Raw genomic sequence first — 16,313 nt, forward strand, 5'->3', positions numbered from 1 at the left:
GCCTCGACATACACGACGTCCTCCGGCCCGGCGCCGGCCTGGGCCAGCGCCTGGCGGATCACCGCCTCCTGCGCCGCGCCGTTCGGCGCCGTCAGGCCGTTGCTGGCGCCGTCATTGTTCACGGCGGACCCGACCAGCAGCGCCTCGACCCGGTCGCGGTCGGCCATCGCCTCGCCGGCGCGCTTCAGCACGACGACGGCGCCGCCCTCACCGCGGATATAGCCGTCGGCCTTGGCGTCGAAGGTGCGGCAGGTGTCGGTGCGCGACATCGCCTGCAGCCGGGCGAAGCCGATCGTCTCCTCGGGTCCCAGGATCAGGTTGACGCCGCCGGCGATCGCCAGGTCGCAGTCGCCGCAGCGCAGGCTCTGCGCCGCCAGATGCACCGCCGTGAGCGAGGCAGAACAGGCCGAATCCAGGAAGATCGCCGGCCCCTGCAGCCCGAGCGTGTAGGCGACACGGCCGACGCCGACCGCGCGGTTGGCGCCGAGCTTGCCCCAGGCGGTGATGCGGTGCGGGTCGCCCGACGCGACGGTCCGGCGCGCATAATCGACGTCGCCGGCGGTCAGGAACAGGCCGACGCGCTGCCCACGCAGGGTCGACGGCACGATCCCGGCATGCTCCAGCGCGCTCCAGCACAGCAGCAGCATCCAGCGCTGCTGCGGGTCCATCTCCAGCGCCTCGGCCTGCGAGATGCGGAAGAACTCCGGGTCGAAGCCGTAGGGATCGGCGACATAGCCGGCCCGCCGCGAATAGGTCGTGCCCGACCGGTCGGGATCGGGCGAATGCCAGGCATCGATGTCGAAGCGGTCCGCGGGCGTCTCGCGAATGGCGACCGCCCCGGAGGTGATGAACTCCCAGAAGGCGGACGGGGTGTCGTTGTCGCCCGGCAGGCGGAACGCCATGCCGATGATCGCGACCGGGTCGACCGGGGCGCCGCGTGCCGGCCGGGTGTTCATCGGCCTTGCCTCGTGTTCAGCCTGCACCTTGGCCCCCGCTACCAGTTGGCCGAGTCCGCGATCGGCTGCGCCGGCGCCGCCGCCTTGGCTCCGGCCGGGGCGCCGGGGGCCAGCAGCGCGGCCAGATGGCGCGACAGCGCCTCGACCGTGGTGCAGGTCCACAGCAGGGTCTGGTCCAGCTCCAGCCCCAACTCGGTCTCCAGGAAATGGGTCAGCTCGACGGCGCTGACGGAGTCGAAGCCGGCCTCGGCGAAGGTCCGGCCGGCCTCAGGGATCCGGATCCCCCGGCCGGCCGCCCAGCGCGCGATCAGGGCGGGGATGGCGCCCGCCGCATCCGCCGGCATGGCGGCCTCGGTCGGCCGTACGGTGATCGGCGCGGTCCGGGCCGACCGGCCCTGGATCGCCTGCTCCAGCTCGCCGCGCCGGTACAGCTCGCGGCACAGCACGCGCTGGATCTTGCCGGCCGAGGTCTTCGGCACGGTCTCGGGCTTTGTCAGCACCACCTCCGCCACCGTCAGCTCGTGTTCCTGGAACACGGCGTCGCGGATCCGGGCCACCAGCTCGTCGCGGTTCGCCGTGGCCAGCCAGGAGCGTTCGATCTCCTGCACCACGACGATCGCCTCGCCGTTCTCGCGGTCGATCGAGAACACCGCCCCGCCCGCGGGCTTGAGCGCGTCATGCGCGCGCTGCACAGTGGCCTCGATGTCCTGTGGATAGATGTTCCGGCCGCGGACGATCATGACTTCCTTGATCCGTCCGGTGATGTACAGCTCGCCATCGATGACGACGCCGAGGTCACCGGTCCGCAGGAACGGCCCTTGCCCGTCCGCCAAGCGCGCGCCGAAGGTCTCGGCCGAGACTTCGGGCCGCCGCCAGTAGCCGCTGGCGACGCAGGGGCCCGACACCCAGACCTCGCCGACCACGCCCTCGGTGCAGATCCGCAGGCTCTCCGGATCGACGATCGCGACCTGCTGCGGCGGCCGGACCTTGCCGGAGCTGACGATCAGGCGGGATCCCGCGCCGGAGGCCTGGACGACTCTTCCGGCGTCGACCGCGCCCGCATCCACCGACAGCATCCGGGCCGGCCGGTCGAGATCGCCGACCGACACCATCAGCGTCGCTTCGGCCAAGCCGTAGACCGGCCGGAAGGTTTCCGCACGGAAGCCATAGTCCTGATACGCCTCGACGAAGCCGTCGATGGTCGAGGCGCGGATCGGCTCGGCGGCGTTGACGGCGGATCGCCAGCTCGACAGGTCGAGGCCTTCCCGCTTCTCGGGCGGGATCCGGCGGACGCACAGCTCATAGGCGAAGTTCGGCGCCATGCTGATCGTGGCCCGGTACCGGCTGATGGTCTCCAGCCACCGCCGCGGGTTCTGGATCAGCGACACCGGCGGCAGCAGCACGCACAGCGCCCCGTCCAGCAGCGACTGCAGGATGTTCCCGATCAGCCCGAGGTCGTGATAGGGCGGCAGCCAGCACACGGTGACGGCATCGAAGTCGAAACCGCAATGCGGGCCGATCACCGCCGCATTGGCGATCAGGTTGCCGAAGGTCACGACCGTGCCCTTGGGGATGCCGGTCGACCCCGAGGTGTATTGCAGGAAGGCCGGGGTGTCGGCCGACGTACGCTGCCAGCCGATGCTGGACGGGTCCGCATCGAGGTCGCCCGGCGACAGCATCGGCAGCGCCGACAGCTCCGGGCTGTCGGCGAACCAGCCGGTCAGCTTCGGGATCGACGCCTCCTCGGTCAGGATGCAGGCGGCGTCGGAGTCCTGCACGATGGCGATCAGCCGGTCCCAGGTGGACCGGCCCGGCTTGGCCAGGTGGCAGGGCAGGGCGGTCACGCCCGCGCGCAGGCAGGCCATGAAGGCGACGACGAAGCCGGCCCCGGGCTCGAACAGCATCAGCGCCCGCTGCCCGGCCAGGCCGCGTGCGATCAGCCCGGCCGCATACCGGTCCACCTGCGCGCCGAGCTCGCCATAGCCCAGCCGCAGCTTCTCGGCGCCATCGGTGCCGACCACGACCAGCGCATCCTTGGCCGGGTGTGCCTCGGCCCGCCGGGCGAGAATGTCCGAGAAGCAGCGATCATCGGCCTTCAGCGGGTCTGTCGCCATCAGGGTCTCCTTGCGCGCCCAAAGGGTCGCGGCATCGGGGAGCCTGCACCTAGGGAGGGCGCCGGCTCGGTCCAGTCCGTGAGTGTGGGTGTGCGTGTCGCCGGGCCGTCTCAGCCGGTCATTCCAGCCGTGCCCCCTCGCCGGGGCGCGCGGCATGGATCAGCACCGCCATGTTGCCGGGCAGATGCTGGTTCCGCAGCATCTTGGCATGGGCGGCCGGCAGCTCCTCCCAGGCGAACAGCTCCGACAGGCAGGGATCGATGCGGCCGGCCATGACCAGGCGGTTGGCCTCGGCCGCCTGCTTTAGATTGGCGAAATGGCTGCCCTGGATCCGCTTCTGCCGCATCCACACATAGCGGGCGTCGAAGGTCAGGTCGTAGCCGCTGGTCGCGGCGCAGAACACCACCATGCCGCCGCGCTTCACCAGGAAGCTCGACACCGCGAAGGTGTCGCGCCCGGGATGCTCGAAGACGATGTCGACCTCGCCGCCCGGCCCGGCCGCCTGGCGCACGGCCCGGCCGAAGGCCTTCACCCTGTCCAGGTAGCCCGCATAGTCGGGCGACCCGATCGGCGGCGGCGTGCCCCAGCAGTCGAATTGCGACCGGTTGATCGTCGCCGCCGCGCCGAGCTTCCGGGCATGGGCGGCCTTGGTCTCGTCCGACACGACGGCGATCGGCCGCGCCCCGACCACCGCCGCCAGCTGGATCGCCATGGAGCCGAGGCCGCCCGCAGCACCCCAGATCAGGACGGTCCTGCCGGGGCCGAGGACATGCGGCGCGTGGCCGAACAGCATCCGGTAGGCGGTGGCCAGAACCAGCGTGTAACAGGCGGCTGCCTCCCAGCTCAGATGCCGGGGCTTCGGCAGAAGCTGCGCCGCCTGGACGCGGGTGAACTGGGCGAAGGCGCCGTATGAGGTCTCGTAGCCCCAGATCTTCTGGGTCGGCGACAGCATCGGGTCGCCGCCGTTGCATTCCTCGTCGTCGCCGTCGACCTGGCAGCAATGGGCCACGACCTCGTCGCCGACACGCCAGTTGCGGACATTCGACCCGACCGCCCAGACGATCCCGGACGCATCCGAGCCGGCGATGTGGAACGGATGGTCGTGGAAGTCCATCGGCGAAACCGGGTGCCCCAAGGCAGCCCAGACGCCGTTGTAGTTGACGCCGGCGGCCATCACCAGGACCAGGACCTCGTCCGGCCCGATCGCCGGGACGTCGACAACCTCCTGCCGGAACGCGGTCGACGGATCGCCATGGCTTTCGCGGCGGATGGTCCAGGCATGCATCCGGTCCGGGACGATCCCCAGCGGAATGGGCTGGCCAAGCTCGAACACCGTCCCGGCCGCGATCGACGGTCCGGGAACGTTCCCTTCAAATTGCGTTAACATGACACCCCTCCCGATCCGCATCGGCAAAGCCAGAGGGCTATTCTCGGCGATGAAATAAAGTTCGCTTTTTTCAGCAGTGATTTTTGTCAGAAGATCGGCATCGCGGCGATGTTTGTCTCGCGCAGAGGCTGCCAATAATCCGCTGAAGCAGATGTGCCATTTTGATCGACTTGTGGCAAGGAAAAAGAATCGTCGATTAGGAGGAATGTCGGACAGAAAATTCTGAATGATAGCTAAAATTAATCAGTAATTACTATATTGTCTGATAAATAGATTGTCGTCATAATTTAGCGAAAATCGCTTCGTGAGCTGCGAATCCTAATCCGGCCGCTGCAGGAGAGGCGACGATCGGAAGGCGGACAAGGCGTCTGGCGGATCAGTGACAGGCCAATTCGGCGTCTGCGTCACTCCACCACGGCGACGCAAGCAACGTGCCCGTCCGCGCGCACCAGCCGGATCGGCACGCCATAGGCACCGGTCAGCGTCTCCTCGGTCAGCAGATCCGGAGTCGGGCCCAGCAGGGGCGGCTGCGACGGCGACAGGATCAGCGTCCGGTCGGCCAGCGCATGGGCGTGATCCGGGGCGTGGGTGGTGAAGATGATGCCCAGCCCCTGCCGCGCCAGCCGGCGCACCAGCGCCAGGAACCGGGCCTGGTTGGCGAAGTCGAGATGGGCGGTCGGCTCGTCCAGGATCATCAGCGCCGGCCCCTGCGCCAGCACCCGGGCGATCTGCACCAGCTGCTGCTCGCCGCCGCTGATCTCGGTGTAGGGCGCGTCGGCCAGATGGGCGATGCCCAGCGTCTCCAGCGCCTCCTCGGCCCGCGCCGCATCCTCCCGTCCCGGCACCGCGAACCAGCCGAGATGCGGCGCCCGCCCCATCTCCACCACCGTGCGCACAGGGAAGGCGAAGACCGACTGATGGCTCTGCGGCACCAGCGCCAGGTGGCGCGCGATCTCGGCCCGGCCCAGCGTGGCGATCGGCCGGCCGGCGACGCGGACGGTGCCGGCGGTCGGCGCCGCCAGCCCGGCCAGGCAGCGCAGCAGGGTCGACTTGCCGATGCCGTTCGGCCCCAGTACGCACAGGATCTCGCCGGCCGAGACGTCGAGGCCGACGCCCTCGAACGCCGGCCGCGCCCGGCCGGGATAGGCGAAGCCCAGCCCCTCGGCCTGCAGGATCACGCCCATCCCAGCGACCCGCGGCGCAGCAGCAGCATGAAGGCCGGCGCCCCGACCAGGGCGGTGAGGATGCCCAGCGGGATCTCCGCCGCCGTCACCGACCGGGCGATGTCGTCGATCACCAGCAGGTAGCAGGCGCCGAGTGACAGGGTGGCCGGCAGCAGGCGGCGGAAATCCGGCCCGACCAGGATCCGGGCGAAATGCGGGATCACCAGCCCGACCCAGCCGATGATGCCGCTGATGGCGACGGTGGAGGCGGCGATCAGCGTCGCCAGCAGCACCACCACGGCGCGCAGCCGCCCGGCCTCGACGCCCAGGATCCGCGCCTGCTCGTCGCCCATCGCCAGCAGGGTGATGCGCCAGCGCAGCAGCAGCAGGATGGCGGCGCTGGGCACGGCCACAGCGGCCACCGCGGCGATGTCGGCCATCGACACCGAGGAGAGGGAGCCGAGTAGCCAGAACTCGATCACCGGCAGCTTGGAGTTCGGGTCGGCGACATATTTCAGCAGCGACAGCAGCGCCGTGAACAGCGACCCGACGATCACCCCGGCCAGCACCAGCACCAGGGTGGAGCCGGCGCGATACATCCGGCCCATGCAGAAGCACAGGCCCACGGCGGCCAGGCCGAAGGCGAAGGCGCAGAGCTGGACGGCGTAGCGCTGCTGGAACAGCAGGATGGCGATGGCGGCGCCGAAGCCGGCCCCGGCCGAGACGCCGAGGGTGAAGGGCGACACCAGCGGGTTGCGGAACACGCCCTGGTAGCAGGCGCCGGACATCGCCAGGCCGCCGCCGACGAGCATGGCGGCGACCACGCGCGGCAGGCGGACATCCAGCAACACCGACCCGACCACCGCCGGCCAGTCCGGCGTCACCGGCAGGAGCTGGGCGGCGATCACCCGGATCACGGTCAGCGGCGGCACCGGATAGCGGCCGACCAGGAAGGACAGCAGGAAGATGGCGACCGGCGCCAGCACCAGCAGCAGCGCCGTCAGCCGGGCCGTCGTCCGCGACCGCGCCACCTAGTTCGGACCGGTGTAGGGCTGGCCGTAGAAGCGTCGGTAGTAGGCGTCGGCCTCCGCCTGCATGTCGATATCGGCAAAGCGGTCGGGATACAGCGTCTTGGCCATCCACAGCTCGCCCAGCGCCAGCGCCTCGGGCAGCGGATAGCCCCAGGGCTTCACATATTCCGGGGTGATGTAGATGCGGCCGGACTTCACCGCGTCCACCTGCTGCCAGGCGCTGCCCTGGCGGATCTGGTCAGCCACCGGGGCGTAGCGGTCCTGCACGAAGATCACCTGCGGGTCCCAGGCCAGGATGTCCTCCATCGACACCCTGGTGGCGCCGCGCACGCCGGCGGCCACGTTCACACCGCCCGACCGGGCCATGATCACGCCAGTGTACTTGCCGGAGCCGTAGGTGTTCAGGTCGGGATTGGCCATGTACAGGCGGATGCGCTCGCCCGCCGGGATCCCGGCCACCCGGTCCTCCACCCGCTTGCGCCGGGTGAAGGCATAGTCGATCAACTCGTCGGCGCGGTCGGCCTTGCCGACGATGCGGCCGATCAGCGTCACCCCGGCCTTCAGCCCCTCGGCATAGGCCACGTCGTCGTCGGCGAAGGTCGGGTTCAGCTTCGGCGCCTCGACGCCCTCGCCCTGCGACAGCGAGATGGCGACGACCGGGATGCCGGCACGGCTGATCTGGTCGATCATCGCCGCCGGGGCATAGTTGGTGACGAAGACGACGTCGGGCTTCAGCGTCAGCAGCTCCTCGACATTCACCATCGACAGGTCGCCGGGGGTGGGCAGGCCCTTCAGCCGCGGCGCGTAGCGGTCCAGGCCGGGGATCAGGCTGGGCCAGCTGCGCAGCACGCCGACGATGCGGTCGGCGGCGCCCAGCTCGACCAGGATGTCCAGCGTCTGGTGCTGCAGCACGACGATGCGCCGGACATCGGCCGGCACGGTGACACTGCGGTTCAGCTGATCGGTCACCGTCACGGTGGCCGTCGCGTCCGCCGCCAGGGCCGGGGCCGGCGGCTGCGCCAGAAGCCAGGCGGCGAACAGCAGCGCCAGAGCGCCGCGCAGGCCGCGATGCCACGATGTCATCATCTGTCCCCGGGACCCTGTTGTGCCATGATTCTGCCGGCGCGCCGCGCAGCGCCGCTGTATGGGAGCGTATATATCGATCGGGGCGGGGCGGCAACGCCGTCCGGGGCCGTCGGTCAGCCCTCCGCCGGCAGCGCGACCGCGGCGAAGCCGGCTTGGCGCAGCAGCATCTGGCCGTCCAGCGACAGCAGGAACAGGGCGAAGCGGGCCGCGTCCGGCGAACCGCCGGCCAGCAGCGCCAAGCCGTATTCCGGGCCGACCGTCAGCTCCGCCGGCAGGTCGATGACGGCGAGGTCCGCATGCCCGGCGGCCAGCGGCCGCAGTCCGGTGGCATAGCCCAGGAAGATGTCGGCCTCGCCCTCGGCCAGGGCTTTCGCGATCGGGCTGTACGGGGCCGTCACTGGTGCGTCCGGCGGCGGCTCGGATCCGCCGACCAGCTTCAGGGCCTTGGCGTCGAGCGTCTCGAAGGCGCCGGGCCGCAGCCGGTCGGCCCGGCGGAAGATCGCCCAGGCATAGTCGCCCGACGGGTCCTTCAGCGGCGTCGAGGTGCCCAGGCGGATGGCCGGGTCCAGCATCCGGTCCAGCAGGTCGGCGCTGCCCGCCACCCCGGCCCGGCGATGGGCCAGGGCGACCATAGCATTGCGGGCGAACAGCACCGGCGGCCCGGCCAGGCCCGCCGCCGCCAGCCGCGCCGGGTGGCCGAGATCGGCGGACAGGAACAGGTCGGGCCGGTCGCCGGCCTCGATCCGTTCGCGCAGCAGCCCGGCGGGGCCGTATCGGGTGTCGACCGCGATCCCCGTCGCCGCGGTGAAGGCGGCGGCCACCGCCGGCAGGACCACGCGCAGGCTGCCGGCGGCGTAGACGGTGATCCGGTCGGTTGTCATCGGCGGCTCCTGCTGTGGCGACGCGACTGTGCCGCCGCCCGGGCCGCACGTCCATCGTGGACCGGCATCGCGACCGGCCCGGGCGCGCCGATCATTGCCGTCCGCTCCGGCGGCCTGATACTGATCGGGCGCGGGAGGCGGAGGCCGGGCGGCCACAAGGAGCGATGCGATGGCGACGTCACTGACGCTGGCTAATCTCGATGCGATCTCGGCGCGGGCGGCCGTGCCGTCCTATCGGCGCGAGGACCTGTCGGCCGGGATCGTGCATTTCGGCATCGGCAACTTCCACCGGGCCCATCAGGCGATCTATCTCGACGCGCTGCTGAACCTCGGCGAGGGCCGCGACTGGGGCCTGATCGGCGCCGGCGTCACCGCCTATGACGGCGCGATGCGCGACCGGCTGCAGGCGCAGGACTGGCTGACCACGGTGGTGGAGCAGGACACCGGCCACACCGCGGCGCGGGTCACCGGGGCGATGATCGGCTTCCTCGACCCGCAGGACCGGGCCGCCACCATCGCCGCGCTGGCCGATCCGGCGATCCGCATCGTCTCGCTGACCATCACCGAGGGCGGCTATTTCCTGCACCCGGCCTCCGGCGTCTTCGACCCGGAGCATCCGGCGATCGTCGCCGACAGCCGCAGCCCGGACGACCCGAAGACGGTGTTCGGCCTGATCGTCGCCGGGCTGAAGCGCCGCCGCGCCGCCGGGCTGGTGCCCTTCACCGTGCTGTCCTGCGACAACATCCCGGGCAACGGCCATGCCGCCCAGGCGGCGGTGGCCGGGCTGGCCCGGCTGTCCGATCCCGGCCTCGCGGACTGGATTTCGGCCCATGTCGCCTTCCCGAACGCGATGGTCGACCGCATCACCCCGGCGACCGGGCCGCGCGAGATCGAGCATTGCCGCGAGGCCTTCGGCATCGCCGATGCCAGCCCGGTCTATTGCGAGGAGTTCAAGCAATGGGTGCTGGAGGACCATTTCACCGCGGGCCGGCCGGCGCTGGAAAAGGTCGGCGTCACCTTCGTGTCGGATGTCGCGCCCTATGAGCTGATGAAGATCCGGATCCTCAACGGCGGCCACGCGGCGATCGCCTATCCGGGCGAGCTGCTGGACATCCGTTTCGTGCATGAGGCGATGGAGGATCCGGAGATCGGCGCGTTTCTCGCCAGGCTGGAGCGCGAGGAGATCATCCCCTCGGTCCCGCCGGTGCCGGACACCGATCTCGACGCCTATTTCCGGCTGGTGCAGAAGCGGTTCCTGAACCCGAAGGTGGCCGACACCATCCCGCGGCTGGCCCGCGACGGCTCCGACCGGCAGCCGAAATTCATCATCCCGGTGATCGCCGATCGGCTGAAGGCGGGCGGCAGCGTCGACGGGCTGGCCCTGGTCTCGGCCCTGTGGTGCCGCCACTGCTTCGGCACGACCGATTCCGGCCGGCAGCTGCCGCCGAACGACACGGCCTGGGACGCCCTGCAGCCGCGCGCCCGGGCCGCAAAGGCGGACCCGACGGCCTGGATCGCGATGACCGACATCTATGGCGATGTCGGGACGTCCGCGCGGTTCGCCGCCGCCTTCGCCGACAGCCTGCGGTCGCTCTGGGACATCGGCACCCGGGCGACCCTGGCCCGTTATGCGGCGGGCGGGGCCTAGGTCAGCGCCAGGATCAGCAGCACCACGACGATGGCGAGCAGGGCGAACAGGATCGGCAGCGTCCAGCGCGACCCGCCCTCCTGATCCGGCCCGCGCGCCAGGCTGATGTCCTGCGCCCGCTCGATCACCCGCTCGCCTTCGGGCTCCATGTCGGGCGGTCGTCCGATAGGATCCGGCGCGCGGCGGCCCGGCGCCTCCTGGTCCGAAACCAACTCCGCCTCCTCTGGTCGTTGTTGCGTTTCCGGAACAATGGCCGCCGACACGCCGGGGTTCCGTCAGCCGGCCGCCGCGCCGGACCGCCCGCGGCGCAGCAGCAGCGCCACCGGCACCATCAGCAGGGCCAGGATCGCCAGCGCCTGAAAGACGTCGATATAGGACAGCAGCGTGGCCTGGTCCTGCACCAGCTGGCCGATCCAGCCGAAGGCCTGCTGCTGCGCCGCCGCTTGGCCCGCGCCCTGGGCCAGGAAATGCGCGGTCGCCTGGTCCAGCCCCTGCTGGTAGCCGAGGTCGGAGGGCGAGGCATGGCCGGCCAGATAGCTCTGGTGCACCTGCGCGTTCCGCGCCAGCAGTGTGGTCGACAGCGACACGCCGATCGACCCGCCCAGGTTGCGCGCCACATTGATCAGGGCCGAGGCCTGGCCGGTCTTCTCCGGCGGCAGGTCGGCGTAGGAGGCGGTGGTGATCGGCAGGAACAGGAAGGGCAGGCCGACCATCTGGAACACCCGCGACCAGGCGAAGTAGCTGAAATCCGCGTCGGGGGAGAGGCTGGTGAAATGCCACATCGCCAGCGCCACCACCGCCATGCCGGCCATGATCAGGTATTTCGGCGCCACCAGGTTGGTGAGGCGGGAGGAGATCGGCATCAGCAGGAACATCACCAGCCCGCCCGGCATCAGCGCCAGCCCGGCCCAGGTGGCGGTGTAGCCGTACTGCTCCTGCAGCAGCTGCGGCAGGATCTGGGTCGAGCTGTAGAGGATGGCGCCCACCGCCATCATCACCAGGCAGGTGGTGCCGAACTGGCGGCGCAGCACCAGCCGGATGTCGACGATCGGGTCCTTGCGGGACAGCTCCCACGGTATCAGCGCGACCAGGGACAGGAAGGAGATCAGGGCGAAGGTGACGATGAAGCCGGAATCGAACCAGTCCTCCCGCTGGCCCTTGTCCAGCATCACCTCGAGGCAGCCGAGCCACAGCGCCACCAGCAGCAGCCCGATCCAGTCGACCTTCAGCCCGCCGGCCAGGGCTTTCTTCCGTTCCTGCTGCAGCACCTCCGGCTCGACCAGCAGCCACTGCACCAGCAGCAGCGAGGCCACGCCCATCGGCACGTTGATCAGGAAGATCCAGTGCCAGGAGAAGTTGTCGGTGATCCAGCCGCCGATGGTCGGGCCGAAGGTCGGGGCCACGATCACGGCGATGCCGTAGATGCCGAAGGCCTGGGCCCGCTTCTCCGGTGGGAAGGTGTCGGCCAGGATCGACTGCTCGCTCGGCGCCAGCCCGCCGCCGCCCAGCCCCTGCAGCACGCGGCAGACGATCAGCATCTCCAGGCTCGTGGACAACCCGCACAGCAGCGAGCTGACGGTGAACAGGGCGACGCAGATCATGTACAGGCGCTTGCGCCCGACCACGCTGGACAGCCAGCCGCTGATCGGCAGCACCACGGCATTGGCGACGAGGTAGCTGGTGATCACCCAGGTGCTCTCGTCCTGCCCGGCCGCCAGCCCGCCCGCGATGTGCCGCAGCGCGACATTGGCGATCGAGGTGTCCAGCACCTCCATGAAGGTGGCGATCGAGACCACCCCCGCGATCACCCACGGGTTGCGGCCACCGGCGGCGGAGCGGCTGCCGGCGGCCTCCGCCCCGGCGCTCATCGCACCGTCACGGTCGGCACCACCGACATGCCGGGGCCGAGCGGCAGGTCCGGCGGCTGGTCGAACACGATCTTCACCGGCACGCGCTGCACCACCTTGACGTAGTTGCCGGTCGCATTCTCCGCCGGCAGCAGGGCGAAGGCGGTGCCGCTGCCGAATTGCTGGCTGTCGATATGGCCCGGGAAGTCGCGGTCCGGATAGGCGTCGATCGAGATCGACACCGGCTGGCCCGGGCGCATCAGGTCCAGCTGCGTTTCCTTGAAATTGGCGGTGACCCAGACCTCGCGCGGCACCAGCATCATCAGGCTCTGCCCGGGCGAGGCATAGGCACCGCGGGCGGCCGACAGCTTGGAGACGCGGCCGGCGACCGGCGCCGTCAGCACCGTCCGGTCCTGGTTGGCCTGGGCCTGCAGCAGCGAGGCCTGCGCCTGTTCCAGCGCCGCCCGGGCGCCCTGGGCCTGGGCCCGCAGCACGCCCAGCTGCTTGTCGGCGGAGATCTGCCCGGCCTGGGCGCTGTCGAAATCGGCCTGGCGCTGGCGCAGGTCGGTCGCCGACTGGTCGGCCCGCTGCTGCGTGCCGGCGCCGGTCTTCACCAGGTCCTGCGCCCGCTTGTTCTCGTCCTGGGCGAATTGCAGCGCCGCCTGGGCCGCGGTGACCTGCAGCCGCGACTGGTCGACCCGGGCCTGCTGCGCCTCGATCTGCGCCGCGAAGTTGGCGATGTCGGCCTGGGACTGGTCGACCTTGGCCTTCGCCTGCGCCAGGGCGGCGGCGTAGTCGCGGTCGTCGATCCGGGCCAGCACGGCGCCGGCCTCGACCAGTTGGTTGTCGGTCACCGGCACATCGACGATCGCGCCGCTGACCTGCGGGCTGATCGAGACGGTGCGGGCGTCGATGAAGGCGTCGTCGGTACTCTCGTAGTTGCGGGCATGCAGCCACCAGCCAATGGCGGCGGCCAGCACCACCACGGCCGCGATCGCGCCGATCAGCACCGCCTTGCCGTGCCGGGCGAAAAAGCCACGGCGATCCTCGGGCGGCTTCCGGTCCTCCGCTGCCGGCGTCCCGGCGCGCTGTGCATCATCTGGCGTCATGACAAGCTCTCCCGGCCGCCCGGGCATGGGGCGGCCCTGCGGCGGCCGGGCGGCCGCGGGGTCCTGCTGTCGGAAATGAGGCCGCGCCGGGTCGGGTTCCGCCCGCTCGCTCCGGCAACTCGCATGCCGCGCCGTTCCGGCTCGACATTTCGTGGCAAGTCCGGCAAAGATCGTACACGAAATCCGGAGGATCGCGTGTCGAATCCCCAGGCTCGACATCGGGAGGCGGCGGTAGGCGGGGCGGGAGACGCCCCGCCCGACAGCGTCATTCCCGTCCCGGAGCTGCCGGGCTTCCATTCGCCGGACCGTGAAGGAACGGTCTATGAGGCGATCCGCGAGGACATCATCTCCGGCCGCATCCCGGCCAATGCCCGGCTGATCGTCGCCGAGCTGGCGGAGCGGCACGGCACCTCGACCAACCCGGTGCGCGAGGCGCTGCAGCAGCTGCGCGGCGAGGGCTTCGTGGTGATGACGCCCAATCGCGGCGCGCGGGTGCGGCCGATCGACGAGGAGTTCATCCGCGACGTCTACGAGATCGAGGTGCTGATCGAGCCGGCGCTGACCCGCTGGTTCGTCGGCATCGCCACCGAGGCCGACATCGCCGCGCTGGAGGCGATGCATGCCGAGATGGTGCGGCTGAACTATTCAGACCCGGTGCGCCACGGCGTGCTGGACACGCAGTTCCACCACACGATGTATGAGCGGCACTACAACCGGCACGCGCTGGACCTGTGGTGGAAGCACCGCGAGATCCTGCGCGCGATCAGCCGCCGGCTGCCCATCTCGCTCGGCCGCCAGGCCGCGGTGATGCGGGAGCACCAGGAGGTGCTGGACGCGATCAAGGCCCATGACGCGGATGCGGCGGCGGCGGTGCTGGCCCGCCATGTCGAGGGATCGGGGCGCCACATCATCGAACAGATGCGTGCGGCGCGCCGCAACAGCCGGAATGAGTTGAGCCCGCCGGGAAACTGACCTAGGGTGTGAGTCAAATATACAAGGCGCGAATTGCTTGAGGATGGGCAATATCGTGTCTGGAGGAGGAAAGCAGGAAGTTACCGGACATGGCGTTTCCGACAATGGAAGCGTGACCATGATCGATCGATGACTGTCGATCGATGTGCGAGATCCTTTGGCTTTGTGACGATTGGTGCCGCGAGCGGCGCCGGTAAGGGGCGGGGACGACATCCGTCCCGTTCGACAATCACAGGGAGGAGATCCGGTCCATGATCCAGTTGAGACGCCTTGCCGGCGTCGTGCTCGCCGCGGCGGCGCTGATAGCGCCGGCCGCGGCCTTCGGGCAGGCCGCCGGCCTGCCGGCGGCGCAGGAGATCACGCCCAAGAGCCCGCTGCCGGACGTGCCCCGCAACCAGACGCTGATCCTCGGCTGGGGCGTCGCCGGCGGCACCTCGGTCGGCACCACCAACCCGTGGGTGCTGCCGGGCTACACCCATCAGGAAGGCAACAACCTGCTGTTCGAGCCGCTGATGTACTTCGCCATCTTCAAGGGCGAGTTCGTGCCGTGGCTGGCCGACAGCATGGAATACACCACGCCGGACTTCAAAACGCTGGAGATCAAGCTCAACAAGGACGCGAAGTGGAGCGACGGCAAGCCGGTCACGTCCAAGGACGTGGTCTACACCTTCGAAGGGCAGATGAAGTATGACACGCTGCCCTACCACGCGCATTTCGAGCAGTTCGTCGACAGCGTCAGCGCCAAGGACGACCTGACCGTCGAGGTCAAGTTCAAGCAGCCGGCGCCGCGCTTCAAGTTCGAGGTGCTGACCGAGAAGTTCGACACCGGCCTGCCGATCGTGCCGGCGGAGTGGGAATCGGCCCAGCCGAACCCGACCGCGGCCGTGGGCCTCGACCAGATCCCGCATTCCGGGCCCTACAATGTCGTCGCCTGGAACGCCAACCAGAAGATCATGGATCTGCGGTCCGACTGGTGGGCGGTGAAGGCGGGGCGGTCCGGCCAGCCGGCGGTGAAGCGCGTCGTCATCGTCAACGTGCTGAACCAGCCGATCGACACGGTGGCGCAGCGCCTGGTGAACAACGAGTTCGACAGCTCGGTCGACATGCGCGCCCAGGTGATCGGCAACATCGTCGAGCAGAACAAGGACATCCAGTCCTGGACCGGTACGGAGTCGCCCTATGGCTATCTCGACTGGTGGCCGAACTCGCTGTGGATGAACACCCAGCTGGCGCCCTACAGCGACGCGCGGGTGCGCAAGGCGATCAGCCTGGCGATCGACCGCGACCGCATCAACGAGGTGCTCTACGACGGCGCCAAGATCGCCACGATCTACCCGTTCCCGCTGTATCCGAACCTGCAGAAATTCGCGGACTCCCCGGCCGTGAAGGCGGAGGAGGAGAAGTACCAGCCCGGCAAGTTCGACCTCGACGAGAGTGCGAAGCTGATGACCGAGGCCGGCTTCGCCAAGAACGGCGACGGGCTGTGGGAGAAGGACGGCAAGACCTTCGACGCCACCATCCAGGCCTTCGAGACCATCCATGGCGACATAGCCCCGGTGCTGGCCGAGATGCTGCGCCAGGCCGGCTTCGACTCCAACGTCAACTTCGGCACCGACGCCTTCCAGAACATGATCGACGGCAAGCCCGGCCTCTATCTCTTCGGCCACGGCGCCAGCCTGTATGATCCGTTCGAGGCGCTGAACCTGTTCCACGGCAAATACAGCAGCACGATCGGCTCGGCCGCCGGCAACAACCGCTTCTCGCGCTACAAGAACCCGGAATACGACAAGATCCTGGACGAGATCTCGCCGCTCGATTCCAGCGATCCGAAGTTCCAGGAGGGCGCGGCGAAGGCGCTGGGCATCTACTGGCGCGACACGATCGACGTGCCGGTGATCCAGTGGCTGCACCGGATCCCCTACAACAACCACTACTGGAAGGGCTGGCCCAGCGCCACCAACGTCGCCGGCGGCACCAACGGCGCCTTCTGGGCCCATACCGGCCTGCTGGTGATCACGTCGCTGCAGCCGTCGGGCGCGAAGTAGCGCCGAGATTTGTCCGACTGCGACAGGTGCGCGCCTCCGGGCGCGCACCCTTTCCGAACGGCAACAGCACCAGG

General features: G+C 69.7%; 13 protein-coding genes. 3 read left to right on the forward strand and 10 right to left on the reverse strand.

Annotation, left to right across the window (positions count from 1 at the left end; all coding sequences use genetic code 11):
* From ABDW35_RS15915 to ABDW35_RS15945, 7 genes are all read right to left on the reverse strand, one after another.
* Positions 1-956 (reverse strand): polyketide synthase (locus ABDW35_RS15915; RefSeq protein WP_343714859.1); only part of this gene is annotated, 956 nt, incomplete at its 3' end.
* A gap of 38 nt (positions 957-994) precedes the next feature.
* Positions 995-3,070, reverse strand: coding sequence for an AMP-binding protein (locus tag ABDW35_RS15920; protein ID WP_343714860.1), 2,076 nt, complete (start codon positions 3,068-3,070; stop codon positions 995-997).
* Between the two features lie 118 nt (positions 3,071-3,188).
* A complete protein-coding gene (gene ccrA, locus ABDW35_RS15925) occupies positions 3,189-4,457 on the reverse strand; it encodes a crotonyl-CoA carboxylase/reductase (protein ID WP_343714861.1) in 1,269 nt (422 codons plus the stop codon).
* Between the two features lie 404 nt (positions 4,458-4,861).
* Positions 4,862-5,641 (reverse strand): ABC transporter ATP-binding protein, encoded by a 780-nt coding sequence (locus tag ABDW35_RS15930; RefSeq protein WP_343714862.1) that lies wholly within the window; start codon positions 5,639-5,641, stop codon positions 4,862-4,864.
* Positions 5,632-6,651 carry an iron ABC transporter permease gene (locus ABDW35_RS15935; protein ID WP_343714863.1) on the reverse strand — a complete coding sequence of 340 codons (1,020 nt, stop codon included), beginning with the start codon at positions 6,649-6,651 and terminating at the stop codon, positions 5,632-5,634. The genes ABDW35_RS15930 and ABDW35_RS15935 overlap by 10 nt, the downstream gene beginning before the upstream one ends.
* The gene (locus ABDW35_RS15940; protein ID WP_343714864.1) at positions 6,652-7,737 is read right to left on the reverse strand and encodes an ABC transporter substrate-binding protein; all 1,086 of its coding nucleotides are present in this window, start codon (positions 7,735-7,737) and stop codon (positions 6,652-6,654) included. It abuts the gene before it with no gap.
* 113 nt (positions 7,738-7,850) lie between these two features.
* Positions 7,851-8,618, reverse strand: a complete 768-nt coding sequence (locus ABDW35_RS15945; protein WP_343714865.1) for a substrate-binding domain-containing protein — start codon at positions 8,616-8,618, stop codon at positions 7,851-7,853.
* A 169-nt stretch (positions 8,619-8,787) separates the two neighbouring features.
* On the opposite strand from ABDW35_RS15945, the gene ABDW35_RS15950 reads away from it, so the two are divergent.
* On the forward strand, positions 8,788-10,266 hold the full coding sequence (locus tag ABDW35_RS15950; RefSeq protein ID WP_343714866.1) for a mannitol dehydrogenase family protein: 1,479 nt from the start codon (positions 8,788-8,790) through the stop codon (positions 10,264-10,266).
* Here ABDW35_RS15950 and ABDW35_RS15955 read toward each other — a convergent pair.
* From ABDW35_RS15955 to ABDW35_RS15965, 3 genes are all read right to left on the reverse strand, one after another.
* The gene (locus tag ABDW35_RS15955; protein ID WP_343714867.1) at positions 10,263-10,415 is read right to left on the reverse strand and encodes a hypothetical protein; all 153 of its coding nucleotides are present in this window, start codon (positions 10,413-10,415) and stop codon (positions 10,263-10,265) included. The two genes, ABDW35_RS15950 and ABDW35_RS15955, sit on opposite strands and share 4 nt — an antisense overlap.
* Before the next feature lie 126 nt (positions 10,416-10,541).
* Entirely contained in the window at positions 10,542-12,134 is a 1,593-nt protein-coding gene (locus ABDW35_RS15960; protein ID WP_343714868.1) for a DHA2 family efflux MFS transporter permease subunit, read from the reverse strand.
* A complete protein-coding gene (locus tag ABDW35_RS15965; protein ID WP_343714869.1) occupies positions 12,131-13,222 on the reverse strand; it encodes an HlyD family secretion protein in 1,092 nt (363 codons plus the stop codon). Before ABDW35_RS15965 ends, ABDW35_RS15960 begins: the two co-directional genes overlap by 4 nt.
* Positions 13,223-13,417: 195 nt before the next feature.
* Between ABDW35_RS15965 and ABDW35_RS15970 the strand changes: the two genes are divergently transcribed.
* Positions 13,418-14,194 (forward strand): GntR family transcriptional regulator, encoded by a 777-nt coding sequence (locus ABDW35_RS15970; RefSeq protein ID WP_343714870.1) that lies wholly within the window; start codon positions 13,418-13,420, stop codon positions 14,192-14,194.
* Between the two features lie 251 nt (positions 14,195-14,445).
* Positions 14,446-16,239: an ABC transporter substrate-binding protein gene (locus ABDW35_RS15975; protein WP_343714871.1), complete on the forward strand. Its 1,794-nt coding sequence runs from the start codon at positions 14,446-14,448 to the stop codon at positions 16,237-16,239.
* Positions 16,240-16,313: the final 74 nt, after the last annotated feature.

The organism is Inquilinus sp., from assembly GCF_039594555.1.
Lineage (GTDB): Bacteria > Pseudomonadota > Alphaproteobacteria > DSM-16000 > Inquilinaceae > Inquilinus.